25 protein-coding genes are annotated in these 21774 nt (G+C 53.9%); 17 read left to right on the top strand and 8 right to left on the bottom strand.

The window, feature by feature from the left end; translation table 11 throughout:
- The first annotated feature begins 105 nt into the window (after window positions 1–105).
- Window positions 106–1749, top strand: a complete 1644-nt coding sequence (locus PM2_RS15680) for an acetolactate synthase large subunit (protein WP_015272280.1) — start codon at window positions 106–108, stop codon at window positions 1747–1749.
- Between the two features lie 84 nt (window positions 1750–1833).
- Here PM2_RS15680 and PM2_RS15685 read toward each other — a convergent pair whose 3' ends face one another.
- Entirely contained in the window at window positions 1834–2451 is a 618-nt protein-coding gene (locus tag PM2_RS15685; RefSeq protein ID WP_015272279.1) for a TetR family transcriptional regulator, read from the bottom strand.
- A 5-nt stretch (window positions 2452–2456) separates the two neighbouring features.
- Entirely contained in the window at window positions 2457–3236 is a 780-nt protein-coding gene (gene srpS / locus PM2_RS15690) for a solvent efflux transporter transcriptional repressor SrpS (protein WP_015272278.1), read from the bottom strand.
- 269 nt (window positions 3237–3505) lie between these two features.
- Between srpS and srpA the strand changes: the two genes are divergently transcribed.
- The 10 genes from srpA to PM2_RS15740 all read left to right on the top strand — a co-directional run bounded on the left by srpA (window position 3506) and on the right by PM2_RS15740 (window position 13757).
- On the top strand, window positions 3506–4618 hold the full coding sequence (gene srpA / locus PM2_RS15695; protein WP_033740380.1) for a solvent efflux RND transporter periplasmic adaptor subunit SrpA: 1113 nt from the start codon (window positions 3506–3508) through the stop codon (window positions 4616–4618).
- Between the two features lie 13 nt (window positions 4619–4631).
- On the top strand, window positions 4632–7781 hold the full coding sequence (gene srpB / locus PM2_RS15700; RefSeq protein ID WP_015272276.1) for a solvent efflux RND transporter permease subunit SrpB: 3150 nt from the start codon (window positions 4632–4634) through the stop codon (window positions 7779–7781).
- The gene (srpC, locus tag PM2_RS15705; RefSeq protein WP_015272275.1) at window positions 7771–9183 is read left to right on the top strand and encodes a solvent efflux RND transporter outer membrane subunit SrpC; all 1413 of its coding nucleotides are present in this window, start codon (window positions 7771–7773) and stop codon (window positions 9181–9183) included. Before srpB ends, srpC begins: the two co-directional genes overlap by 11 nt.
- Before the next feature lie 119 nt (window positions 9184–9302).
- The gene (locus tag PM2_RS15710; protein WP_028699235.1) at window positions 9303–9608 is read left to right on the top strand and encodes a hypothetical protein; all 306 of its coding nucleotides are present in this window, start codon (window positions 9303–9305) and stop codon (window positions 9606–9608) included.
- A 1-nt stretch (window position 9609) separates the two neighbouring features.
- A complete protein-coding gene (locus PM2_RS15715) occupies window positions 9610–9927 on the top strand; it encodes a LysR family transcriptional regulator (RefSeq protein WP_015272274.1) in 318 nt (105 codons plus the stop codon).
- 760 nt (window positions 9928–10687) lie between these two features.
- A complete protein-coding gene (locus PM2_RS15720; protein WP_099594231.1) occupies window positions 10688–10969 on the top strand; it encodes a hypothetical protein in 282 nt (93 codons plus the stop codon).
- Complete coding sequence (locus tag PM2_RS15725; protein ID WP_015272272.1) at window positions 10962–11318, top strand: helix-turn-helix domain-containing protein; 357 nt, start codon at window positions 10962–10964, stop codon at window positions 11316–11318. Before PM2_RS15720 ends, PM2_RS15725 begins: the two co-directional genes overlap by 8 nt.
- Before the next feature lie 3 nt (window positions 11319–11321).
- Complete coding sequence (locus PM2_RS15730; RefSeq protein WP_015272271.1) at window positions 11322–12338, top strand: ImmA/IrrE family metallo-endopeptidase; 1017 nt, start codon at window positions 11322–11324, stop codon at window positions 12336–12338.
- An 80-nt stretch (window positions 12339–12418) separates the two neighbouring features.
- Window positions 12419–12985, top strand: coding sequence for a C1 family peptidase (locus PM2_RS30115; protein ID WP_157765905.1), 567 nt, complete (start codon window positions 12419–12421; stop codon window positions 12983–12985).
- Window positions 12963–13757 carry a thymidylate synthase family protein gene (locus PM2_RS15740; RefSeq protein ID WP_028699234.1) on the top strand — a complete coding sequence of 265 codons (795 nt, stop codon included), beginning with the start codon at window positions 12963–12965 and terminating at the stop codon, window positions 13755–13757. The genes PM2_RS30115 and PM2_RS15740 overlap by 23 nt, the downstream gene beginning before the upstream one ends.
- 4 nt (window positions 13758–13761) lie before the next feature.
- Here PM2_RS15740 and PM2_RS15745 read toward each other — a convergent pair whose 3' ends face one another.
- Genes PM2_RS15745 through PM2_RS30120 form a run of 3 tightly spaced genes read right to left on the bottom strand, consistent with a single transcriptional unit; the run spans window position 13762 to window position 15960 of the window.
- Window positions 13762–14433, bottom strand: coding sequence for a uracil-DNA glycosylase (locus tag PM2_RS15745; RefSeq protein WP_015272268.1), 672 nt, complete (start codon window positions 14431–14433; stop codon window positions 13762–13764).
- Entirely contained in the window at window positions 14430–15644 is a 1215-nt protein-coding gene (locus tag PM2_RS30980; protein WP_015272267.1) for a nucleoside triphosphate pyrophosphohydrolase family protein, read from the bottom strand. The genes PM2_RS15745 and PM2_RS30980 overlap by 4 nt, the downstream gene beginning before the upstream one ends.
- A 25-nt stretch (window positions 15645–15669) precedes the next feature.
- On the bottom strand, window positions 15670–15960 hold the full coding sequence (locus PM2_RS30120; protein WP_015272266.1) for a DUF4031 domain-containing protein: 291 nt from the start codon (window positions 15958–15960) through the stop codon (window positions 15670–15672).
- Window positions 15961–16030: 70 nt separating this feature from the next.
- Here PM2_RS30120 and PM2_RS30125 point away from each other — a divergent pair, with 70 nt between their 5' ends.
- From PM2_RS30125 to PM2_RS15775, 5 genes are all read left to right on the top strand, one after another.
- Complete coding sequence (locus PM2_RS30125) at window positions 16031–16369, top strand: helix-turn-helix domain-containing protein (RefSeq protein WP_170977509.1); 339 nt, start codon at window positions 16031–16033, stop codon at window positions 16367–16369.
- A gap of 346 nt (window positions 16370–16715) precedes the next feature.
- The gene (locus PM2_RS15760; RefSeq protein ID WP_015272265.1) at window positions 16716–17570 is read left to right on the top strand and encodes a hypothetical protein; all 855 of its coding nucleotides are present in this window, start codon (window positions 16716–16718) and stop codon (window positions 17568–17570) included.
- Entirely contained in the window at window positions 17567–18304 is a 738-nt protein-coding gene (locus PM2_RS15765; RefSeq protein ID WP_137138303.1) for a hypothetical protein, read from the top strand. The genes PM2_RS15760 and PM2_RS15765 overlap by 4 nt, the downstream gene beginning before the upstream one ends.
- A 259-nt stretch (window positions 18305–18563) precedes the next feature.
- A complete protein-coding gene (locus PM2_RS15770; RefSeq protein WP_028699232.1) occupies window positions 18564–18911 on the top strand; it encodes a hypothetical protein in 348 nt (115 codons plus the stop codon).
- A gap of 106 nt (window positions 18912–19017) precedes the next feature.
- Entirely contained in the window at window positions 19018–19419 is a 402-nt protein-coding gene (locus PM2_RS15775) for an antitoxin Xre-like helix-turn-helix domain-containing protein (protein WP_042132119.1), read from the top strand.
- A gap of 8 nt (window positions 19420–19427) precedes the next feature.
- Here PM2_RS15775 and PM2_RS15780 read toward each other — a convergent pair whose 3' ends face one another.
- Window positions 19428–20144: a GIY-YIG nuclease family protein gene (locus tag PM2_RS15780; protein WP_015272261.1), complete on the bottom strand. Its 717-nt coding sequence runs from the start codon at window positions 20142–20144 to the stop codon at window positions 19428–19430.
- A gap of 398 nt (window positions 20145–20542) precedes the next feature.
- Here PM2_RS15780 and PM2_RS15785 point away from each other — a divergent pair, with 398 nt between their 5' ends.
- Window positions 20543–20851 carry a hypothetical protein gene (locus tag PM2_RS15785; protein ID WP_015272260.1) on the top strand — a complete coding sequence of 103 codons (309 nt, stop codon included), beginning with the start codon at window positions 20543–20545 and terminating at the stop codon, window positions 20849–20851.
- Between the two features lie 496 nt (window positions 20852–21347).
- Here PM2_RS15785 and PM2_RS31560 read toward each other — a convergent pair whose 3' ends face one another.
- Together PM2_RS31560 and PM2_RS32080 are read right to left on the bottom strand one after the other, a co-directional pair.
- Entirely contained in the window at window positions 21348–21554 is a 207-nt protein-coding gene (locus PM2_RS31560; RefSeq protein WP_028699230.1) for a hypothetical protein, read from the bottom strand.
- A 9-nt stretch (window positions 21555–21563) separates the two neighbouring features.
- Window positions 21564–21773, bottom strand: a complete 210-nt coding sequence (locus PM2_RS32080) for a hypothetical protein (protein ID WP_015272258.1) — start codon at window positions 21771–21773, stop codon at window positions 21564–21566.
- Window position 21774: the final 1 nt, after the last annotated feature.

The raw sequence follows: 21774 nt of genomic DNA on the forward strand, positions 1-21774 counted from the left end.
GGTGCGGCTACTAAAACTGAAGGTTCACATCCAGAGTCAGTGACGCTTTGCTGATGAGCGTCGCTCTGTGGGCGATGAACTGCCTTGAGTGCGATGAGGTGAATGATGGCCAAGGCCGCTGATGTCGTTGTGCAATGCCTGGAAAACGAAGGTGTCGAGTATGTGTTCGGCATTCCTGGTGAGGAAAACCTCGACCTGCTGGAATCCCTGCGCAAGTCGAAGATCAAGCTGGTACTGACCCGCCACGAGCAATCCGCGGGCTTCATGGCCGCCACCTATGGCCGCCTGACCGGCAAGACCGGCGTCAGCCTATCGACCCTGGGCCCTGGCGCGACCAACCTGGTGACCGCCAGTGCCTACGCCTATCTCGGCGGCATGCCGATGATGATGATCACCGGCCAGAAGCCGATCAAGAAGTCCAAGCAGGGCCGTTTCCAGATCATCGACGTGTGCGGCATGATGGACCCCATCACCAAGTACACCCACCAGTTCGCCTCGGCCGACAACATCCCGGCGCGCATGCGTGAAGCCTTCCGCCTGGCGGAAGAAGAGAAGCCGGGCGCCGTGCACCTGGAACTGCCGGAAGACATCGCGGCCGAGCAGACCGACGCTCTACCGATTCCACCGAGCCTACACCGCCGTCCACTGGCTGAGCACAAGGCCATTGAGGCTGCTGTTGAGAAGCTGCAGAACGCCCGCAGTCCAATCTTGGTGATTGGCGCCGGCGCCAACCGCAAGATGACCGCCAAGGTCCTCAAGCAGCTGATCGACAAGACCGGCATCCCGTTCATCACCACCCAGATGGGTAAAGGTGTGGTTGACGAGCGTCACCCGCGCTTCTTGGGTAACGCTGCGCTGTCGTCCGGTGACTTCGTCCACCGCGCCATCGAAGCAGCCGACCTGATCATCAACATTGGTCACGACGTGATCGAGAAGCCACCATTCTTCATGCTCCGTGGCGGCACCGAAGTCATCCACATCAGCTTCCGCTCCGCCGAAGTGGATGCCGTGTATTTCCCGCAGGTCGAAGTGATCGGCGACATCGCCAACGCCGTGTGGCAGATCAGCGAAGCACTCAACGACACCGCGCACTGGGACTTCAACCGCCTGATGGCGATCCGTGATGCGAACGAAGCGCAGATCGCTGAAGGAGGTGACGATGACCGCTTCCCAGTCTATCCACAGCGCCTGGTTGCCGACATCCGTCGCGTGCTGCCGTCCGAAGGCATCGTTGCCTTGGATAACGGCATCTACAAGATCTGGTTCGCTCGCAACTACAAGGCGCACAAGCCGAACACCGTGCTGCTGGACAACGCCCTGGCGACCATGGGCGCCGGCCTGCCATCGGCCATGGCGGCACACCTGGTGCACCCGGATCGTCCGGTGATCTCCGTGTGCGGCGACGGCGGCTTCATGATGAACAGCCAGGAGCTGGAGACGGCCGTGCGCCTGGGCATGCACATCACTGTGGTGATTCTGCGTGACGACGGCTACGGCATGATCCGCTGGAAGCAGGCCAACATGGGCTTCACCGATTTTGGCCTGAACTACGGCAACCCGGACTTCGTCAAGTACGCCGAAGCCTACGGCGCCCACGGTTACCGAGTGGAGAGCGCAGATGCACTACAGCCGCTGCTCGATCACTGTATTTCCAACCCCGGCGTCCACGTAATCGACTGCCCGGTCGACTACAGCGAGAACGACCGCATCCTCAACAGCGAGTTGCGTGAGCGCGCGTTGGCAATCTGATTGCTATCGCTGACACAGCATTGGCTTCAGGCACCATCTTATCCAAGGGGTGCCTGGGCACAGTGTGACGGTGAGGTTGGAAAGCTAGAATTCTAGTTTGCTCTGTAGTGGGAGCGGTGGCGCTCTGAGCAGAACCAAGAAAGACTGCAGCGTGGCCCGGATCACATGGCATTCGTGTTCATTGTTTTTGAGTCCTTCGTAGAGAAGGCCCGTGGTCAAACCTTTGAACATTTCTACGACGGTGTGCTTATCCAGGCACGCCGGTAACTCACCTCGCTTGATCGCGCAGTCCAGCACCAAGTCGAGGTAACGCGTGAAATGCTCCCTCGCTTTCATCAGGCGATGATGAATTTCTCCGGTGTCGTCCAGCCCATGAAAAATCAAAATCTCAGAAAGCTGCCTTGAACTCCGTAGGCTCACCGCATCCACCATCGCAGCGATCATCAACTCCCATGCGTGATCAAGGTCTGTTTCGACTGAAAAAGCTAGCTCCAGCGGATGCTCAATAGACGACAAGACGTTGCGGAGCAGATCCTGCTTGTCTTTGAAGTGCCAGTAGACCGCACCGCGGGTTACCCCCGCCCTGCGAGCGATTTGCTCAAGGGTGGTATCTGGTACACCTTGGCTTGCAAACACTTCAGCCGCGGCCTCAATAATCCGCTGGCGTGTTCGTTCAGCCTCGGCTGCGGTCTTCCTGGCCATCGACTTCAGCTCGTTTTCTTCGAGGCACGACCAATCGCGCGTTCAATGTTCTGCTTGCTTAGCAGAAGCGACTCTTTAATCGCGTCAGATTGCAATCTGGCCCTGGCAGTGGGTGTTACTACAGCGAGCGAGTAGTAGCCGAGGTAGGTATCCAACAAGGTTGCGAACGAGCATGCGCCGTCGATGTGCTCATCGATATCACTTGCCAAACCGCTCACTCTGACTTCTTTCAGCTGCTTAATCAGATCCTGACGTCCCAGTGTGTTGGGGGTATAGACAGGAAGCTGCTTGGCGAGTGCTGTTTGAAGCGACTCTTCGGGGAGAGCCGCGAGGAGCACTTTACCAGCAGCGGTTGCAGCAGCCGGGACGTGGATCCCAATAGGAAATACAACCCGCAGTTCACGCTCGGACACAATGCGGTCCAAGACATAAATCTTGTCTCCTGCAAGTGAGGCCAAGCAGACCGATTCGCCAAGGTCTTCAGCGAGCGAGCGGAGGTATGGTTTCACCAATGAAAGAATGTCGGTTTGTGCCTGGTTGATGAGTTGGCCTAGCGCAGGCCCAAGCCGGAAGCCACCGCTCGGGCCAAGTGCTTCCACGAGAAACTCTTCCTCAAGCGCGTAGATGATTCGCTGCACCGTCGAGCGGGGTAATCCAACAACCTGTGCGATGGCGGCCAGGCTTAGGCCATGTGGATGACTGCCTAGCGCACGCATGATGGAGGCCGCTCGGGCAATAACCTGAATGCCTCCAGCCTTCCCACCATTTTCGTCTGATTGATTCATATCACTTCCTCTGCGCGGACCGTCGCTGCCGCATTTTCTCTATTTGGCCGTCACTTTAGAGCTCCCTGTCCACTCAAGCCAGTCACCTGTCCTGATCGCTGACGCCATATCACTGCGACCGACGGTCGTTCTGGTTCGCTTGCATCCATCGTACCGCATAATGGTACACTTAACCACAATGCGATTCTGAGACCACATGCCTCGGTATAGGGGCGGAGACATGGAGCCATCTGGTGAAACACTTACGACCTTTGCGTGCAACACACGTGATGCCCTTCGTTGCGCTGATGCTGATAACGGGGTGCGGAGAACAGAAGCAGTCAAGCGTGGCCGTTACGCCCCCTGAGGTGGGTGTCTATACGGTGCGTTCGCAAGCGCTGACTTTGACCACTGACCTGCCTGGACGCACCTCGGCTTACCGAGTTGCAGAAGTGCGTCCTCAGGTTTCAGGAATTCTCGAGAAGCGTTCGTTTGTCGAGGGTGCTGAAGTCAAACTGGGGCAGCAGCTGTACCAGATTGACCCTCGTACCTACGAGGCCCGACTGCGCCGTGCTGAAGCCAACCGCACTACCGCAGAAAACTTGGCTCGGCGTTATGAAACGCTGTTGCAGACCAAGGCAGTTAGCAAGCAGCAATACGACGATGCGTTGGCGGCCTGGAAACAGGCTGAAGCCGACTATCAAGTCGCTCGTATTGATGTCCAGTACACCCGTGTGCTGTCTCCCATTTCGGGACGCATTGGGCGTTCGGCAGTAACGGAGGGGGCGCTCGTCACCAATGGACAAGCCCAATCGTTGGCCACCGTGACCCAGCTGGATCCCATCTATGTAGACGTGACCCAACCGATCACTAAGCTGCTGGGCCTGCAGAAGGCATTGGAATCCGGTCGACTGCAGAACTCGGGAGAGAACCAAGCGCATGTCAGCCTGAGCCTGGATGACGGCAGTGCTTACCCGTTGCCAGGTGTGCTCAAGTTCTCGGAAGTGAGTGTCGATCCGACAACCGGGTCGGTCACCTTGCGTGCCGAATTCCCTAATCCTGACCGCAAGCTGCTGCCTGGCATGTTTGTCCACGCGCTGCTCAAGGAAGGTGTTCAGCAGGCGGCAATCCTGGTGCCGCAGCAGGCTATTAGCCGCGATACGCGAGGTGTTCCGACTGTCTGGGTTGTGAAATCGGACAATACGGTCGAATCACGTGAAGTTGAGACTCTCCGCACGGTGGGGAACGCCTGGCTGATCGGCAAAGGCGTTAATGCTGGTGAGCGAATCATCACCGAAGGTGTCCAGCGTGTCCGCAGCGGTATTGCAGTCAACGCTGTAGAAGCGAAAAACGTCGATTTGGTAGCCGAGTTCGCTGCCAAAACTGAAGCCTCGGCTAACTGAGGGGGCCACAGTCATGTCTCGCTTTTTCATCGACAGGCCCATTTTTGCTTGGGTTCTCGCGATTGTCGCGATGCTTGCTGGCACATTGTCGCTGGTAAAAATGCCGATTAGCCAATATCCGAACATTGCGGCACCTGCGGTATCGATCCAGGTCAGCTATCCGGGTGCTTCCGCACAAACTGTCCAAGACACAGTGGTTCAGGTTATTGAGCAACAGCTCAGTGGCCTGGATGGTTTCCGCTACATGTCGGCAGAGAGCGCGTCCGACGGTAGCATGACCATCATCGTGACCTTCGAGCAGGGAACTGATCCTGATATCGCGCAGGTACAGGTGCAGAACAAGCTGCAGCTCGCGACTCCGCGCTTGCCGGAAGAGGTGCAGCGGCAGGGTCTTCGGGTTGTTAAGTACCAGATGAACTTCTTCCTGGTGATGAGCCTGGTTGATCGGTCCGGCAAGTTGGACAACTTCGATCTGGGCAACCTGATTGCTTCACAGCTGCAAGATCCAATCTCTCGTATACCCGGTGTCGGCGACTTCCAGCTGTTTGGTTCGCCCTACGCTATGCGCATCTGGCTGGATCCAGGCAAGCTCAACAGCTACCAATTGACTCCGACCGACGTCGCGACTGCGATTCGTGAGCAAAACGTCCAGGTATCGTCGGGCCAATTGGGCGGATTGCCAACTCGCTCCGGCGTGCAACTCAATGCGACCGTTCTGGGTAAGACGCGCATGACCACGCCAAGTCAGTTTGAAGAGATCCTGGTCAAGGTAAATGCGGATGGCTCCCAGGTCCGAGTGAAGGATGTAGGCCGCGCGGAACTTGGGGCGGACAGCTTCGCGATCTCTGCCCAATACAAGGACTCGCCTACTGCCAGTTTGGCGTTGCGACTGTCCACTGGCGGCAACCTCTTGGAAACCGTAGCCGCGGTCAAGAAGCTGATGGATCAGCAAAAGGCATACCTGCCTGAAGGGGTTGAGGTCATTTACCCCTACGACACAACGCCTGTCGTCGACGCTTCTATTGAGTCGGTGGTTCACACCATCTTTGAGGCCGTTGTACTGGTCTTCCTGGTGATGTACCTGTTCCTGCAGAGCTTCCGGGCCACGTTGATTCCAACGCTGGCAGTACCAGTGGTGCTGCTTGCCACATTCGCCTTGCTGCCTTACTTCGGCATCAACATCAACGTGCTCACCATGTACGCCATGGTGCTGGCCATCGGGTTGTTGGTGGACGATGCGATCGTTGTGGTGGAGAACGTCGAGCGGCTTATGCACGAGGAAGGCTTATCGCCTCTCGAGGCCACTCGCAAGTCGATGGACCAAATCTCCGGGGCCTTGGTGGGTATCGGTATGGTGCTGTCGGCCGTGTTTGTACCTATGGCCTTCTTTGGTGGCTCTGCCGGCATCATTTACCAGCAGTTCGCAATCACGATCGTCGTGTGTATGGGGCTGTCGATCTTTGTCGCTCTCGTGTTCACTCCGGCACTGTGCGTGACCATTCTCAAAGCTCCTGAAGGTCATGGTCATCACGAGAAGAAAGGCTTCTTCGGTTGGTTTAACCGAGTCTTTGACAGAGGCACGCTGCGCTTTGAGCGGGGTGTTGGCGCAATGCTCAAGCATCGCGGTCGGTACCTGCTTGCATTCGTGCTGATTACCGGTGGTACGGGTTATCTGTTTACAGAGATCCCAAAGGCATTCCTGCCCAATGAAGACCAGGGCTTGATGATGATTGAGGTGCGCATGCCGGCTAACGCCTCGGCTGAGCGGACCGAGGGTGTGCTGCAAGAAGTGCGTGAGTACCTGGCCAACGACGAGGGGGTGCTTGTTGAGCACTTCATGACGGTAAACGGCTTCAACTTCGCTGGCCGCGGCCAAAACTCTGGCCTTGTGTTGATCACGTTCAAGGATTGGAAGGAGCGTCACGGCAAGGGGCAGGGTGTATTCGACATTGCTCAGAGAGCGAATCAGCATTTCGCCAAAATCAAAGATGCAAGTGTCATGGCATTCGTTCCACCAGCCATCTTGGAGATGGGTAATGCCATGGGCTTCAACCTCTATCTCCAGGACAACCTTGGTCTTGGGCATGAGGCGTTGATGGCGGCTCGGAACCAGTTCCTGCAACTGGCGAGTGAGAATCCAAAGCTCCAAGCTGTCCGTCCGAACGGCAAGGATGACGAACCACAGTTCCAGGTGAACATCGATGACGAGAAGGCTCGTGCACTGCAGGTGAGCATTGCAGCCATCAACGAAACGATGTCGGCGGCCTGGGGATCGATGTACGTCAACGACTTCATCGATCGTGGTCGTGTAAAGCGGGTGTACATCCAGGGCGAAGATACTTCGCGCATTGCTCCTGAAGACTTCGACAAGTGGTACGTACGCAATAGCCTTGGGCAAATGGTTCCTTTCTCGGCCTTCGCCACGGGAGAGTGGGTCAATGGCTCTCCAAAACTGGAACGCTATGGTGGCATCTCTGCCCTGAACATTTTGGGCGAGCCTGCACCCGGTTACAGCACCGGTGACGCGATGATTGAAATCGCCGAGATCATGAAACAGCTGCCACCTGGCATCGGTTTGAGCTACACGGGTCTGTCGTACGAAGAGATTCAAACGGGCGACCAAGCACCCCTGTTGTATGCGCTGACTGTTCTCATCGTGTTCCTCTGCCTGGCTGCTCTTTATGAGAGCTGGTCAGTGCCTGTGTCAGTGATCATGGTGGTTCCATTGGGCATTCTCGGCGCGGTTCTAGCCACGCTGTGGCGCGATCTTACTGCTGACGTGTACTTCCAGGTCGGCTTGATGACGACTGTCGGCCTCTCTGCGAAGAACGCCATTTTGATCGTTGAATTCGCCAAGGAGCTGTACGAGAAACAGGGCTACCCAATCGGTAAAGCCGCTGTAGAGGCTGCGAAATTGCGGCTGCGCCCAATCCTCATGACTTCGCTTGCCTTCACATTCGGCGTGCTGCCGATGGCTATCGCGTCTGGGGCCGGGGCTGGTAGTCAGCATTCCATCGCTACCGGCGTTGTGGGAGGCATGATCACCGCTACCGTGCTGGCTGTTTTCTTCGTGCCTTTGTTCTATGTCGTGGTTGTTAAGTTGTTTGAGGGATTCATGAAGCGTAAACCTAACGCCAGCGAGGTAGAGACTCATGAAGTTTAAGTCTCTCCCCGTTTTTGCGGTGCTCATGCTGAGTGGGTGCAGCTTGATCCCCGATTACCGTCAACCGGACGCGCCAGTTGAGGTGAGCTGGCCAAAAGGCCAGGCTTACACTGGGCAGGTTGCTGAAGCAGGTGCATCGACGGCTCTGCCCGAGGTGAAGCAGTTCTTCAAAGACCCAGCGCTCATCCGTCTTCTGGATGTTGCCCTGCAGAACAACCGCGACTTGCGAGTTGCAGCCAAGAATGTCGAGGCGTACAGGGCGCTCTATCAAATTCAGCGAGCAGAGCGATTCCCGACGCTCGATGGCGCTGCATCTGGTAGCCGTCGACGTCTGCCGGATGACCTGTCGCCAACAGGGCAATCCCGCATCGACAGCCAGTACGAAGTGGGCTTGGTTACCGCTTACGAGCTGGATCTGTTCGGCCGCATTAAAAGCCTGACCAGTCAGGCACTGCAGCAGTACTTGGCGACGGAAGAAGCGCAGCACAGCGTACAAATTGCCTTGGTTGGTGACGTGGCTACCACTTACTTCTTATGGCGCACTGATCAGGCACTCTTGGAACTGACCGATGCGACACTGAACAGCTACGTCGAAAGTCTTTCGATGATCGAGGCTAGCGCTGGGGCTGGCACCTCTTCAGAGCTCGATGTCCGGCAAGCTCGCACCCTGGTGAATCAGGCGGAGGCGCAAAAAGCGTTGTACACCCGGCGAATTGCTGAAGATGCCAATGCTCTTCAGCTGCTGGTGGGCGGGAAAATCCCTGAGGACTTGCCCAAAGGCTCGCCTCTGGCAATGAGCGCGATTGGGGACGTACCAGCTGGACTTCCAGCGGACCTATTGCTAAACAGACCCGATATCCGTGCGGCCGAACACCAACTGTTGGCCGCCAATGCCAACATCGGCGCTGCTCGGGCAGCGTTCTTCCCGCGCATCAGCCTGACCGCTTCGGTTGGATCGGCCAGCCGTGATTTGGATGGCTTGTTCAATGGTGGATCTGACAGCTGGAGCTTTGCCCCGCAGATCAGTGTACCCATTTTCAACGCTGGCAGACTGCGGGCCAATCTCGACTACGCCGAGATTCAGAAGGACGTCAGCGTAGCGACCTATGAGAAAAGCATCCAAACGGCTTTTCGGGAAGTTGCTGACGGATTGGCCGCTAGAGGCACCTATGGCAAGCAGCTCACTGCCCAAAGCCAGCTGGTGGAGAACTACAAATCCTACTTCGATCTGGCGCAGCAGAGATATGACCAAGGTATCGATAGCTACCTGACGGTCTTGGATGCTCAGCGAGAGTTGTTCGCGTCTCAGCAGCAACTGCTGAATGACCAGCTCAATCAGATCAACAGTGAAGTACAACTCTATAAGGCTCTTGGAGGCGGCTGGAGCACGAAGTCTATGTGATAAGTTGGGCGGCGCTTTGCTAAGCGTCGCCCTAACTTTCAGCTTGAAATTGATTCGTCGCATCTTATTAAAAATTAGGATGGCGAGCGCTTGCCAATTTTACGTCGGGAGTAGAAATCATGAGTCTGGTGTCAGTTAGTGCTCTGGAAGTGAGCTTTGTCGGTCGTCCGAGTGATGACGTGCTGTTGACTATTGATGAGCTTGTGAATGTCATCAAGTGCGATTCTGAATGTTTGAACTACGTGATGGTTGCGTTAAACAAACAGTTTAGTTCGCTCATCATTAGTGGGTTTTGGAGTGATGAGGAAAGCATGATTGAACACTATTCAACCCCAACGTTTTCTGCATTGCTCGATTGTTTGAGTAATAATTGCAAAAGCATATGCTTCAGGTCGTTTTTTACTCGAGAAGAGTTGAGTATTTAAAATGATATATGATGAAAGTGCCCTTTTAGACGCAGATCTTCATTGCCTGATTGCATTCCTAGTTGTACATCGCGAGGGCGGCGTCAGCCGGGCGGCAGAATGCCTGGGGGTGAAGCAGCCGGCCGTGAGCAATCAGTTGGCAAAGCTGAGAGCGCGATTTGGGGATGAGTTGTTTGTCGGGAAAAGAGCCTGGACTCCGACTGAGCGAGCAGATCAGATTGCTGCCGCATTGGCTCCGGTGTTCAACAGCTTGCAAGATGCAATTAGCGCTCTTGAAGAAGCACAGAAAGAGAATGACCTGGATCTAAGGCAGCCATGAATTGGCTAGTGCTATTGTCGTAGAGAAATTACGATAGACAATAAAAATGCTATGGCCTTTCGGCCATAGCGAAGGGAGGGTCATTTTTAATGATAACCCCAAGGAGCCTACGTGTTGCTGGTGTCGTCATGTTGGTTGACGCCATAGCAAATTCGGAGTTGGTAAAAAGCCGCCTGATAACAGGCGGCAAACCAAAGGACGATGAAACGTCGCAGGACTAGGTGTAGGGAGGGGAACCTAATCCCGCTTCTCATCGGTGTTAATTTTAGTTCGTATTTCCTCTGTGCGAAATCGATAGTGGTAATAGTGGTTATCGAAGGCTTTAGTATGGCTTTACCATGAAATATGGTTGCCGGTCTAGTTGAGGTGGCTTTGTTAGAGCTCTGTGCGGAATTTTGATCTTGCCAGCGAAAATTTCAGCCCCTTGAGATCTTCTGCAGACATATTGTTACTAATTTTTACGCACCTTGAGTTACTCCATTTCACCCTTGTCGGGATCTGTATCTACCGTTGCGCGATGGATGTGGGGTGGCGATGCACGAGTGGCCCAATCGACCCGAGGCGCCTAGGTCGCAGCGTGATTTAGCTCTGCTTTTCCTGGGTTAGCGTGTGCTCATCTGTCTGGCGTGATGCCATTTTAATATTGCAGATGGCTTAGTATGCTGTGATGAGCGCTGCTGTGTGCTGGCTTGAAACCCGCCACACCTTGATGTAGCTTTTCGTTACGAAGACTGTTCGATTTTCTTACGGGGTGAACACTGTGAGCGTAAAGGTCAAGGTCGAAATCGAAAAGCTGCTTGGCGACTTCTGGGACAAGCGCGCGCTGGAGATACTTGAAGATCCATTGGCTACCGATGATCTCGGTGCGCCGCTTGATTCGATTGCTGCGTGCGATGCGTTCGTTGGGATCGATAAAATAGTGAACTGTAAGCTGCCTGTTGAGCTGATCGTCCGTCACGGTGGATACACCTCCAGGCAGCAGTTCGTTACAGAAATCACGAATGGGGTGCTGAAGCATCTCGAAGGGGGCGCCGGTGGCTGAGGATCGGCAAGGCGAACGCAACCAGATAGGTGACCGGCTGCGTAGGGCTCGCGAGTACGTGGGGCTTTCGCAGGATGACGTCGCATCTGTGTTAGGGCTCCCGCGCCCCTCTATCACCAATATTGAGTTGGGTGTTCGAAAAGTCGAGGCTCTTGAGCTCAGCAAGCTGGCAAAGCTCTATCGTCGCACGCTGGATTATCTAACGACTGGGGTGGAGCCGGAGCCAGAAGGTCCACAGCAGCTGGCGTTCCTGGCGAGGGCCGTTAAGGGCCTGTCAGATAAAGATCTGGAAGAAGTCGCTCGCTTTGCTGAATTTCTGAAGCAGTCGGCGCGAAGAGATATGGAGTAACGCATGGCCCGTCGCAACATAGCGCTGACGACAGCGAGGATGGCTGCTGAGGTTTTCGAAAAGTCCCGCGCTATGGAGCGTATTGAACAGGACGGATACACCCGGGTGGACCCTTTCAAGGTTGCCGCCACCGAGGGGCTGTCTGTGGCACTCCGTCCAATGGACAAGCTGCTTGGCGCATTCATCCGTGATGAGCGATCAGGGATCTTGTTGAACTCGGCCCGATCCGCAGGCCTGATCCACATGACCTGCGCGCATGAATTGGGTCACTACTTTATGGGCCATAACACTGCCCTCGATGAGATTATCGAGTACGGCTCCAAGGCTGCTGAAATGGAGCAGGAAGCGGAGGCGTTTGGCTATCACCTTCTAGTACCACGCGCGCTACTGACCATTGTTTGCAAGCGGAAAGGCTGGAACATCAGATCCCTGCACGAACCCTTCAATCTCTATCAGCTCGCCCTCCGGCTAGGCGTGAGCTATTCCGCTGCTGCGTGGTCACTGCTGCGCCACCAGCTGGTTGATTACGATACCGTCCAACGCTTGCTCAAGACTCAGCCATCTGCGATCAAACAGGTTCTGTTTAATGGCCCGCTACCTGACGCTACAAAAGACGTCTGGGTCTTCGATGAGCGCGACCAGTCCTCGGTTCTAGAGCCCCGTCCCGATGATCATCTGATCATCCGCCTGAAAAGCCATGCCAGTGCGGGCTTCTTGTGGCTCGCTGATTCTCTTGATCAGATCGTGTCTGAAGGCTTCACATTGCAGCCGGCGCCATCTGCGCCAGTTGATCCGAGTAGGCTGACCTTTGGGGCTGAGACCTCGATGGATTACCTGCTGACAGGCGCATCTGAAAGCTATACCGCTCCTCAGGCCGTGGCTCTTTCCGAGATTCGGCCGTGGGAAGGCAAGCAGCCTGGTGACGCTTCCTACTCTTCCAAGGCTCACTTCGAGCCCATGGGGGAAGGGCTTTCGCGAGAATCCAAGTTGGCTCTGATCGAAGAGGTTCGGAATTCGTGATCACGGTGGAGTGCCTCGTCGACAAGCAGCCAGTCGTAGCCAAGAACCAAGGTAACCGTCCAACGTGTTTGGCGTTTGCAGTGACCGATCTCAACAGGTCATTCGTGGATGAAGATCTCGGCCCAGAGTATTTTTACCGCGCAACGCTCTCGAGAATTCCTGGCTGGAAACCTGGAGACGGATTGCAGATTCCTGCAGCAATTGAAGCCTCGCAGCTCGGCCATCCTAAAGAGCGCGAGTACCCCTACCAGGCTGATGAGCCTCAGGTTCCGCTTGAAGCGCTTCCAGAGGATCTTGCGCTGCATGGGCGCCCAATCAAATTCTTCGCTGCAGATGTTGGGCATCTCATTGGCAGTATGCAGGCCATGGTACCTATGGGCTTGGCGTTGAAACTGACGCTCGACTTCTACCAGCCTGTGGATGGAGTTATCCCTTTCAGTCCGACAGTATTGCCGGGTGCGATGATGCACGCGGTCGTTGCCGTCGGCCTGGGCTATGACGAAGGCTCACAGCCTTGGTTTCTGATTAGAAATACCTGGGGAGAGGCATGGGGGCTCAATGGCCATGCCTGGATATCCGCCGCTTACATCGAGTCGCACGCTGCGTGCGCATTTGGAGTAGAACATGGCAGTTCTGATTCACGGTGAACGTATTGTTCCAGCTTGGCTGGCTGCCGCTCGCCATTTGGCCGGCTGCAAAGGAAACACTGAAAGAAACCTGGTGCTGGAAATTGCATCTCCTGGCGAGCTGAATGCTCAGGATCGCGATGTCATCGGCGCAGTGGATGCGGCGCTTCAGCAGCATTCGCCTGGCTTGAGTGTCCAAACGGTCGCCAGCACTATCTTCCCCAACAATCTGTACAAGTTGGATAAGCGGCCTGCGTTCTACGAATCGTACGTAAATGCGATGACCAGGGGGCAGAAAGTGGGCACCTGGGGCACATATGCGCTACGGATGATACGGCGGGTGGCTCGTAATGGGAAAACCACCTACAACCCGCTGGAAGCACTGGTTCGCAAGCTCCAGAAATCTAAAGACGGACGGTGCTACCAGGCCGTTTACGAGCTGGGTGTCATAGATGTCGAGTTCGATCTTGAGGATGACGGATTTGGCTTTGAGCTTCCCCTGTACGACCCTGGTGCTGATCGGAACATGCCCAGGAACATGCCTTGCCTGAGCCATCTCAGTTTCAAAGTGACGCAGGGCAAGCTAGATCTCACGGCCATGTACAGGTCGCACTGGTATGGCCAGAGGGTACTTGGCAACCTGATTGGGCTGAACAACTTGCACAATTTCGTTGCCGTCGAGTCTGGGTTTGAGCGCGGCCCTCTAACGGTAATTTCCACGCATGCCCTTCTCGACATGCAGAGCCTCGGTGGAGCAAAGGCTACCAGGGCTTTACTGAATAGCTTCGATTGATGGTCTAGAAGAGCGACGCCTGGCGCTTGGGGTCAAGGGTTTCAACGGGGATGCCATAGAGTGCACTCATTCCGTTTCGGAAGTCCTTGATCCCGCCATAGCTTGGATGTCGTATACCCACAACCTCGACTCCGAATCGGCTGGCATAGCTGAGGGCGTCTTGGCCAATTGCGACAACTCGCTTCACTTTGAGCCATTTGATCAGCGTTCCATTCAGATCGTCGACTTGCTGAAGTTCTCGCGCAGTGAATTTTCGATTGCTGAATGGATTGCCTGGCTCGTGAGGATGGAACGGGAACACATTCCACAGCAATGGCGGCAACTCAACGGCTCGAAGTACCGACCAAATCTCAGACGCAGTGCGCTCCGCGATAGCTGGGCCCAGTGTTGCTTGCTTGAAATTCGAGCCTGGGTACCGCTGAGTCATTTCCGGCAGATGGAACTCGTCGGTAAGTGCCAGCCCTGTGCGTCGTCCTCCGCGGTAGCCCAGGTCACGCCCCATCCAGATCGTATCCACCCCGATCTCAGCAGCGGCCTTCAGATAGCCTCGCAGGTTGCGTCGACGCGACGCGACAGCGTCGGCGCGATCATGAACCGGGCAGGTATCGGCATAGGGGTTAAACACGTTGTCCAGTTTCAACTCGGACAAGGCGTTCACGAAAGCTGTAGGGGTCATGGCTGCGGGTTCTTCGTTGGTAGATCAAAATGCATGGTGTGGTTGAGCACATCGACGGTAACCGTGCCGCTTCGGTGCTTTTGCAATTGCCGGAATACCTCGAAGCCCTTGAGAATCGCTGTTTCCCATTGCCAAAGCTGGCATTTGTCCACCTCGTAACCTTCAACCATGCTTCGGATCTGCTTGAGGACGTTGTAGTCCAGGCCGCGTTGCTTGTCCTCGCCGTCGAAGCGGTGAGTTTTAGCGTGGTTGAAGATCCAGGTGGCAATGCCTTCCTCAATGATCATGGCGCGAGCGCCATCCTCATTCTCATCTTTCTTGGGGTCTGACTTGCGTTTGCGCTTGAGCAGCCCTCTGAGGACAGGAGACCAGCCCAGGTAAGCCAGATACGCCAAGTGGAACACGTCGTGGAAGCGATAGTCATCAGGTTCATTGCTGTTGTCCGTCAGACGGTCGCCGATGAACACCCCGTGCAGGCTTTGAACAACATAGGCATTGGTCCCTTTGCCGCGCTCAATGAATTTCATGGCGATGATCGGTGGAAAGCGTTCGTGCTCCGGAAAGCCTTCATCGAAAGGGGCAGGGAAAGACTTTTCATCGCCTGGCCATCTGCTGTGAATCTTGTCCAGATTCGCGCGTGCAACATCTTCTAACCTCAAGTCGAAGCTGGCACAGGCCACGGCGAGCTCAGCCAGGTGCATCCCGAGGTTCGAAGCGCGAACGTGAGGTGCCATCGATTTGTAGGCTTGGTACGTCGTCGTTGCCATTTGGCCGGCATGATTTGCGAGTCGACCTAGCTGCGTGGAGCGATCGATGGAGTCCGGCTTTCTCCGAACCTCCATCAAGCTGTCGATGTGGCGAAAGGTCACTGGCTCAACCGGCTCTTGTTCCGTTTCCCCATACTGCTTACGCAGGGCGATCAGGCAGCTGTCACCTATCTGGTTGTGGTCGACATCAACAAGCGCTGCAACGTTGATTAGGTACCAAAGCGCGTCCCCTAGCTCCTCTGCCGCGAGCTCTGTCACTGTCGCTGCGAGGTTGTCGCGGCCGGATTTTTTTACGGCAGACAGCAGGCCGCCAACCTCACCGAAGTATCCAAATTTGAGCTGCTGAAATCCCTCAGCGGTCTGTTCGAACTGGTTTGTCTTGCAGGCCTTGAGGCGATACTCAGGGATAGAAAGGGGCATGGGTTGAGGCTTGGGCCTGGGCATTTGAAATCCTTTTCAATCAATGAGTCTATGCGCTAGCGGCGGTGGCTCTGTAGAGCTGGATCATCTCGGATCGCATTCGTCTCGCGCAACTTACGATTGTTTCACGATCTGCCCCTTGAGCTCCCAAAGCTAGCGCTCGAGTGCGAACGGTTTTTGTGACGTCGTAGTGGGGGTAGAGGGTTTTGGATTGAAACCAGCTGCGCTTCAACCCCAAGCGATCGGCAAAGGTATGCAATTCATCGAGCGAATCTGCAACCAGATGGCACCACTCGCGCCCCCTCCAACGAATTCCTTCTGAGTCCACGTACACAGCCATTTTGCGTCTCGCCTATCGTGAAAATATGTGCAAATATATAGCATATTTTTTGCAAATTCACCAGGCTCAGATGAACATTAAGCTACTCGGCTCCCAGATCAAGGTGGCACGAAAACGAAGGGGTATGTCACTGAAAATGCTGGGAGAAAAGGCAGGTGTTCATTACACGCAGATCTCTCGGATGGAGCGTGGTGAAGGCGTTTTGCTTAGCAAAAATTTGCGAAAAGTTTGCGAAATATTGCAAGTGCCTGTGCCGCTTGCAAGCGGTGCCTCATCAAGCGGTGACTTGCCGCAGAAGGTACAAGACCTCATCAATGCCTGGCCGCAGAGTGAGCAGCTGATTCGAAGCGTCGTAGATGCTCTGGAGACAGCTCTAGAGAATGGAGATGCCTCAGTAGCCCGTCCTTGAGCACGAGGTTCACATCGCTGCTATACCTCACCTCAAGCACATGGGGGGCGAGGTCATCTATGGACAGTAGGCTCATCGAAATCGTAAGCTAGCGGCAATTTGATTGTGCATATGGCCATTTGCCACTACGAGCACACAATTAGTGCACGTAAATGTGAGGCTCCTACTCCCAGCTCGATTTCAGTCGCGCTAGGAGGTGACCTGGAGGGGGTTACTCCTCCTAAAGCATGCGAACCAAAACCGCATGCTCGTCGTCATAGGGAAACCTCGAACGAGTCGGTCATGTGCTCCCCTCACTACAAGGGGCTATGTGAATGGACTCACTAACCATGGATCAAACAACCTAATGTTCCAAAATAAGCCGAACGCCGAAATCCGCCATCTCCCGCATGGGCTGATCCATGCAGTTGAGCGTTTGAGTCTCGGGTTGGATTGGGATAAGCCACTCGACGCCGCAACCATGGCGCAGCTATCGACCTTGGGCGATCGTATCGCTGAGGTGCTCCCCCGAAAGATTGAGATAAGTACTTCGGGAGTCCGAGCTACAGTCGCGGGTGTTGTGAAAGATGCATCTGAAGATGAGAGTGCAGAGCTTTTTGCCATCCTTTTCGATGACAACGATGACCATGAAGGCGCTATCGACGAAAAGTTAGTCGAAATGGTTGTAAACGATTCGGGCCTTGGTTTCGCTATCAACTCACGATATCCCGGTTGGGAAAAAACACGAGCGTTAGCCTTTGATGTGTTTAACGTCTTTTATGAGGCTGTTTCAAAGCAAGTCTCAATTTCCTCAATAGACTTCAGGGTTTCGAATGTATTCGGCTTAAAGCAATTTGATGGAAATCTTACTGATCTGTTGAATGTTGAGTGTACCTCATTGCCACGCCGAGTCTTCAATTCAGAAGGTCTCTGGCACCTTGATGAAGGTTATTTTGATGAGCATTCAGCGTCTGAAGTCAGTCAGTTGTTAGTCAACTTGCATGTATCCAAGGCGCGAGAAGGAGATGAAACTAATCTCTTTGTTCGCACGATGCATCAGTTTGATCTCGGCGAACAACCTGCCGGCACCACATCCCTTGTTGATTTGTTTGGGCATTTTGACCATCTTCATGAAGTGAATAAGGATCTGTTGGCTTCGGTGCTCAATGAAAATATTGTTCGTTCGTTAGAGCTTTTTCCTGAAAGGGAGGTGACTAAATGAGCGCAGCTGTTTCAACTGTTATGAAGTTTGGTGTGGATTCTTACCCAAACCCTCGTGCGTTTCATTCTCAGCCATCCCGCGCTCGCGAAGATGCTACTAGCTATGTTTCTGCTTTAGCTGCTGCTAGCCTGTTTGCGCTTTCTGAACTTGAAAGATTACGCGCATCTGGCTCTGAAATGTTGATGCTGCAAGAAGCTTTGAGGCGCATGCTTCATTCGCGCCAGGTACCTGTCGAACTTCTCCGGCAGGCATATCACATGAACTTGTATATCAAGCAGTTGACTTCTGAGCGGGTTGAGTCTCGGTCACTCACTGCCGCTTTTAGCGAGCATGGCGATGCACAAATCTTTGCAGCTAAACCCTTAACTCAATTTCTGCCAGACTACAGCTATGCAGTAGATAGGCTTAAAGTGTTCGTTGAAGAACAAGTTAACTGGGATGGCTATGGAGGCTTGCCTGCCTCTCCCCAGGCTGCTAGAGAGGTCGCGACCTTCCTCAAAGTGGTTCAGCGTAGATTAATTCAAGTACCAAGTGTGACGATGGGCGGAGATGGCTCGGTTGCTATCGTCTGGACCGATGATGTTTTCTATATCTCGGCAGATTTTGACGGCAACGCTGGTTACTCTTTCTTCATCTCCAGGGGTGATGAATTTATTTGTGATGGTGTCAGCCCTTCTGAGCGGCTGGATGATTCTTTGGCTAAGTATCTTGGTATGTACTTCACGGATGACTAGTACAAAAATTTGTGGCGACTGCCGAAAAACATTTGAGCGCGGCGCAGGTAGCGTTGATAAGTTCGCGGAACGTGTCAGTGCGCTATTGGTGTGCAGCCATAACTGCTCCTGCCCAACACTATCGGTGAGTGCTTTCTCGCCCCGTCCTGTTCAGAATTCTGAGCAGGTGGCTGCATGCGCGAGTCATCCTTACCACTCAGCGATAAACGGTTCGGTGACTCACAAGGTGTTTGATAGGGCCTTTACTCAAGGCCTATCGGTGACTCGCCTCGAACTCGCGAAAGAAGGCATAGGTGGTGTGCTGAATTTTTGTAACACCATCGATGTACGCAAAAGTACTAAGAATCCTGAGATTTATTCTCTGGGTGCCGTAACGATGAGCGCTCAGGATGTCAGAGGCATTCTCTTCCGTAAGTGCAACACGCCAGCTTTTCGCCTTTACGACACGTCGGTAGATGCGGATCGAATGATCGCTCACGCGGATATTGTTGGCACAAAGTACTTTGGGAGGCTGGAAGCCCTTCCGAAAGCTGAGCAGAGCATCCGGCATTGGGCTCAGCTTCAGCTATCTCGTAAGACGACGTTTGTGCCCCAAAAAGCCGTTTAGCAAGGCATTCGCCCCAAACCAATGGGAGCCTGAGCCTAAAGGCAGGTGCAGCCTGTACTCGTCAAAGAGGTGTATCCTAGCGCTCAGATAGATGCCGAGGTTCGCCATGGAAACGTCAAATCATGCTGTGATGTCCAGGCAGCAAGCCGCTGTGGCTTTGAGGGTTGCGGTGCGCATTCTCCGTGGATGGCAGGCTACAGTTCAGCAGGCTTGCCGAATCCTTAGGGTATCCCCGGCTACTTACTACAGCGCGTCCCGGGACCAGGTCTCAGGTCGACGGCTCGATCTTGATCAACAGCAGCGGGTCAGCTTGGTGCTGAACATTCATGCCTCTTTGCGCACGGTCTTCACTAATCCGGCCAATGTCAGTAGTTTCCCTGTGTTGAAGAACGACAACCCGTTTTTTGATGGTCGTTCTCCGCTGGATATCATGGCTCAGGGAGATCTCATCTCGCTTTACGAGGCCTATAAGCGCATTGACCAGATGAAGTGGTTGGGTGAAGCCTAAGCTTCAGGTTACTGACTTGCAAAGGACGTTGTATTTAGCTCATCTTTAAAGCAGAGAACCTGAGGAGTGAGCTTTTGCATCACGACCTCGATCAGAGATATCGCGCTTTTTTGTACCTCTGTGGTTGGCCAGAGGAGGGGCTGGTCTGGCAAGCTATCAGGTCGCGGCAACTTACCCCACTTGTGTGCGTCGGGAGTTTCGAAACCGGCATTCTCTGCCCGCTGCAGCCAGTAGCCCTCAAAGTGGGTTGCGTTACTCTGTGTTCCTGGTGCCCAGGTAAGTACTACTGCCTGAATATCGACTTGCTCCTGAGCTGCCCACCTGAATAAGGCGTAGGACCCATGTCCTTCTCGCTGTCGATGGAGATGTTCTCTAAAACGTTTGCGTAGATCGGCCGCTTGGCCTACGTAGCAAGCCTTGCGCTGGCCACTTTTGCTTTGCGCGATTAGGGCATAGATCCAGAAGCCAGTAGTGATTTTTCGTTTACGTTCACCCTTAACTCTTTTCTCCTTCACTGGGCGATCGTTGAAGTTGAAGTGAACCCTAAATCGCTTCCCGCTTGCGCACATGAATCCAGCATAGTCAATACCGTTTCTGGTCACGGCTAAGTTGTGGCTAGCGGCTAATTCCATCAATTGCTGGCGGTTTTCGATCTCTCCTGTGTCAATTGCTGCTTGCATTGAGCTCTTCAGTGCTAATGCCTGCTCGATTGCTTCGCGCTGCATGGATGGCTCCTGATTGCATCTCTTTGCCCGTCCTAAAAAATGTCCTGGAAGGACAAGATTTCCTGCGGTTGGGGCTGTAATTTTAGCCGCTAAAGCGGTGCTGATTCTTATGCAGGGTTAGTTGGCATTCGCCTCCAAATCAGCAGTAAAGGCTTCATGTTATCTTTAACGAAATGTAACAATTGTGTGGCCTTGCGGTAAATTCAAAACCTGCAATATTAGACTTTAGTCTTATGCTTGGGTGGGTATATATCATTACCGATGATTATAGCTTTTGATGGACTTACACCAACTGCTTGACGCTTTTGTAGGGTTCTGTCAGTAATAAAAAGCAGCAGGGGTGCCCGACGCACCATTGTCTTTGCCTGCTACCTCACAACCTCATTTAGGAAATTGCTATGACGCTGCATGTTATGCTTTCTTTGGACTACTCTGATGCAAAATCCAATCGGGATGATTTCTATGCCCAGTTGGAGTACAAGGGGTGGGTCAAGCTGGGTGATGTAGACACTGTTTGGGTCAAGACCTTCGGCTATACCACTTTGGATACTGACAAGGTTGAGCGCGAAATCACGGCGATGATGAAAGACTCTGTTACGGAGTTTAAACCGACTCGCCTTGATTATGTTGCGCAGATTGGCAACAACACGCCTATTGAGCGTGCATTTATCAAAAAGAACTTTGACTACGAATACGTTAAAAAATAACTGTTGCAAAGTGCTGCTGCCGTGTAGTCAGTGGCAGCACCTATTGCTTGGTAAGTTCTATAGGGGCGGCGCTGTGGATTACATGTGCTGAGCGACGCATCGATAGGCTGCCAGCCTCATCAAGAACACCTATGGATCCAAGTGACTCTGGTTCTTCTAGGCAATTTCCCTTAGGGCCATCTCCTTCCGTAGGCGGGTGGCAAAACTCGTTCGATTTCACTCAGTTGATGGGGCGTTTCGAGTCGGCTTAAGGACGATAACGTCGTCCGCCTTTTCAATACTCAGCATGTCACCTGACTTGAGGCCGATTGCTTCCATTACGTTGTCAGGGAGCTCAACTATGATGTCTCCGGACCCATCCCCAGCATCCAAGCATTTCACAAACATTCGCTTCGGAAAGCACAATTTGGGCTCGGTCATCACCAACCTCCGACGTCTGTTGGATTGGTATCACTACTCGCTGACTGTTCAGTGAGCATGCTCGGGTACTACATGCTTAATGAAGGGTTGCGCTTGGCCTACCGAGAGCTCGAAGCTGATAATCCGTCACGGCCTGAAACAAGTCCTCAGCCAGTAATCGCAATCGCTCGACTTCCTCAGTCGAAGCCCCTGCACTCTGTGCTTCGTGATAGCGGCGCATAGCGTCAACAGCCTCGGTGTAGGCTGGATGATCGGGAAAGAGCACCGCTGGCTGCTTGGGCATTTTGGTCTCTCAGTGAATGGGTGGCTTGAAATCACCCGATAGCAGCAATTGGTAATCGGTAGCTGCCTCGTAAAGGGAGTCGGCCAAGAGCTTTAGACGCCGAACTTCCTCGGGAGAAGCGCCCGTACTCTCCGCTTGGTTTACAGCCCTGACCGCTTCGAGAGCCTGTCTTAAAAGAGGCCATCCCGCTAGGGCCAAGCCCTCGATAGTCCGCTTCATT

The organism is Pseudomonas monteilii NBRC 103158 = DSM 14164 (assembly GCF_000730605.1).
In the GTDB taxonomy this organism is placed as follows: domain Bacteria; phylum Pseudomonadota; class Gammaproteobacteria; order Pseudomonadales; family Pseudomonadaceae; genus Aquipseudomonas; species Aquipseudomonas monteilii.

What these genes read in the sequence shown, in the direction of transcription:
- PM2_RS15680 (WP_015272280.1), top strand. Translation starts at nt 106, where the DNA reads ATGGCCAAGGCCGCTGATGTCGTTGTGCAATGCCTGGAAAACGAAGGT.
- PM2_RS15685 (WP_015272279.1), bottom strand. Translation starts at nt 2,451, where the DNA reads ATGGCCAGGAAGACCGCAGCCGAGGCTGAACGAACACGCCAGCGGATT.
- srpS (WP_015272278.1), bottom strand. Translation starts at nt 3,236, where the DNA reads ATGAATCAATCAGACGAAAATGGTGGGAAGGCTGGAGGCATTCAGGTT.
- srpA (WP_033740380.1), top strand. Translation starts at nt 3,506, where the DNA reads ATGCCCTTCGTTGCGCTGATGCTGATAACGGGGTGCGGAGAACAGAAG.
- srpB (WP_015272276.1), top strand. Translation starts at nt 4,632, where the DNA reads ATGTCTCGCTTTTTCATCGACAGGCCCATTTTTGCTTGGGTTCTCGCG.
- srpC (WP_015272275.1), top strand. Translation starts at nt 7,771, where the DNA reads ATGAAGTTTAAGTCTCTCCCCGTTTTTGCGGTGCTCATGCTGAGTGGG.
- PM2_RS15710 (WP_028699235.1), top strand. Translation starts at nt 9,303, where the DNA reads ATGAGTCTGGTGTCAGTTAGTGCTCTGGAAGTGAGCTTTGTCGGTCGT.
- PM2_RS15715 (WP_015272274.1), top strand. Translation starts at nt 9,610, where the DNA reads ATGATATATGATGAAAGTGCCCTTTTAGACGCAGATCTTCATTGCCTG.
- PM2_RS15730 (WP_015272271.1), top strand. Translation starts at nt 11,322, where the DNA reads ATGGCCCGTCGCAACATAGCGCTGACGACAGCGAGGATGGCTGCTGAG.
- PM2_RS15740 (WP_028699234.1), top strand. Translation starts at nt 12,963, where the DNA reads ATGGCAGTTCTGATTCACGGTGAACGTATTGTTCCAGCTTGGCTGGCT.
- PM2_RS15745 (WP_015272268.1), bottom strand. Translation starts at nt 14,433, where the DNA reads ATGACCCCTACAGCTTTCGTGAACGCCTTGTCCGAGTTGAAACTGGAC.
- PM2_RS30980 (WP_015272267.1), bottom strand. Translation starts at nt 15,644, where the DNA reads ATGCCCAGGCCCAAGCCTCAACCCATGCCCCTTTCTATCCCTGAGTAT.
- PM2_RS30120 (WP_015272266.1), bottom strand. Translation starts at nt 15,960, where the DNA reads ATGGCTGTGTACGTGGACTCAGAAGGAATTCGTTGGAGGGGGCGCGAG.
- PM2_RS30125 (WP_170977509.1), top strand. Translation starts at nt 16,031, where the DNA reads ATGAACATTAAGCTACTCGGCTCCCAGATCAAGGTGGCACGAAAACGA.
- PM2_RS15760 (WP_015272265.1), top strand. Translation starts at nt 16,716, where the DNA reads ATGTTCCAAAATAAGCCGAACGCCGAAATCCGCCATCTCCCGCATGGG.
- PM2_RS15765 (WP_137138303.1), top strand. Translation starts at nt 17,567, where the DNA reads ATGAGCGCAGCTGTTTCAACTGTTATGAAGTTTGGTGTGGATTCTTAC.
- PM2_RS15775 (WP_042132119.1), top strand. Translation starts at nt 19,018, where the DNA reads ATGGAAACGTCAAATCATGCTGTGATGTCCAGGCAGCAAGCCGCTGTG.
- PM2_RS15780 (WP_015272261.1), bottom strand. Translation starts at nt 20,144, where the DNA reads ATGCAGCGCGAAGCAATCGAGCAGGCATTAGCACTGAAGAGCTCAATG.
- PM2_RS15785 (WP_015272260.1), top strand. Translation starts at nt 20,543, where the DNA reads ATGACGCTGCATGTTATGCTTTCTTTGGACTACTCTGATGCAAAATCC.
- PM2_RS31560 (WP_028699230.1), bottom strand. Translation starts at nt 21,554, where the DNA reads ATGCCCAAGCAGCCAGCGGTGCTCTTTCCCGATCATCCAGCCTACACC.
- PM2_RS32080 (WP_015272258.1), bottom strand. Translation starts at nt 21,773, where the DNA reads ATGAAGCGGACTATCGAGGGCTTGGCCCTAGCGGGATGGCCTCTTTTA.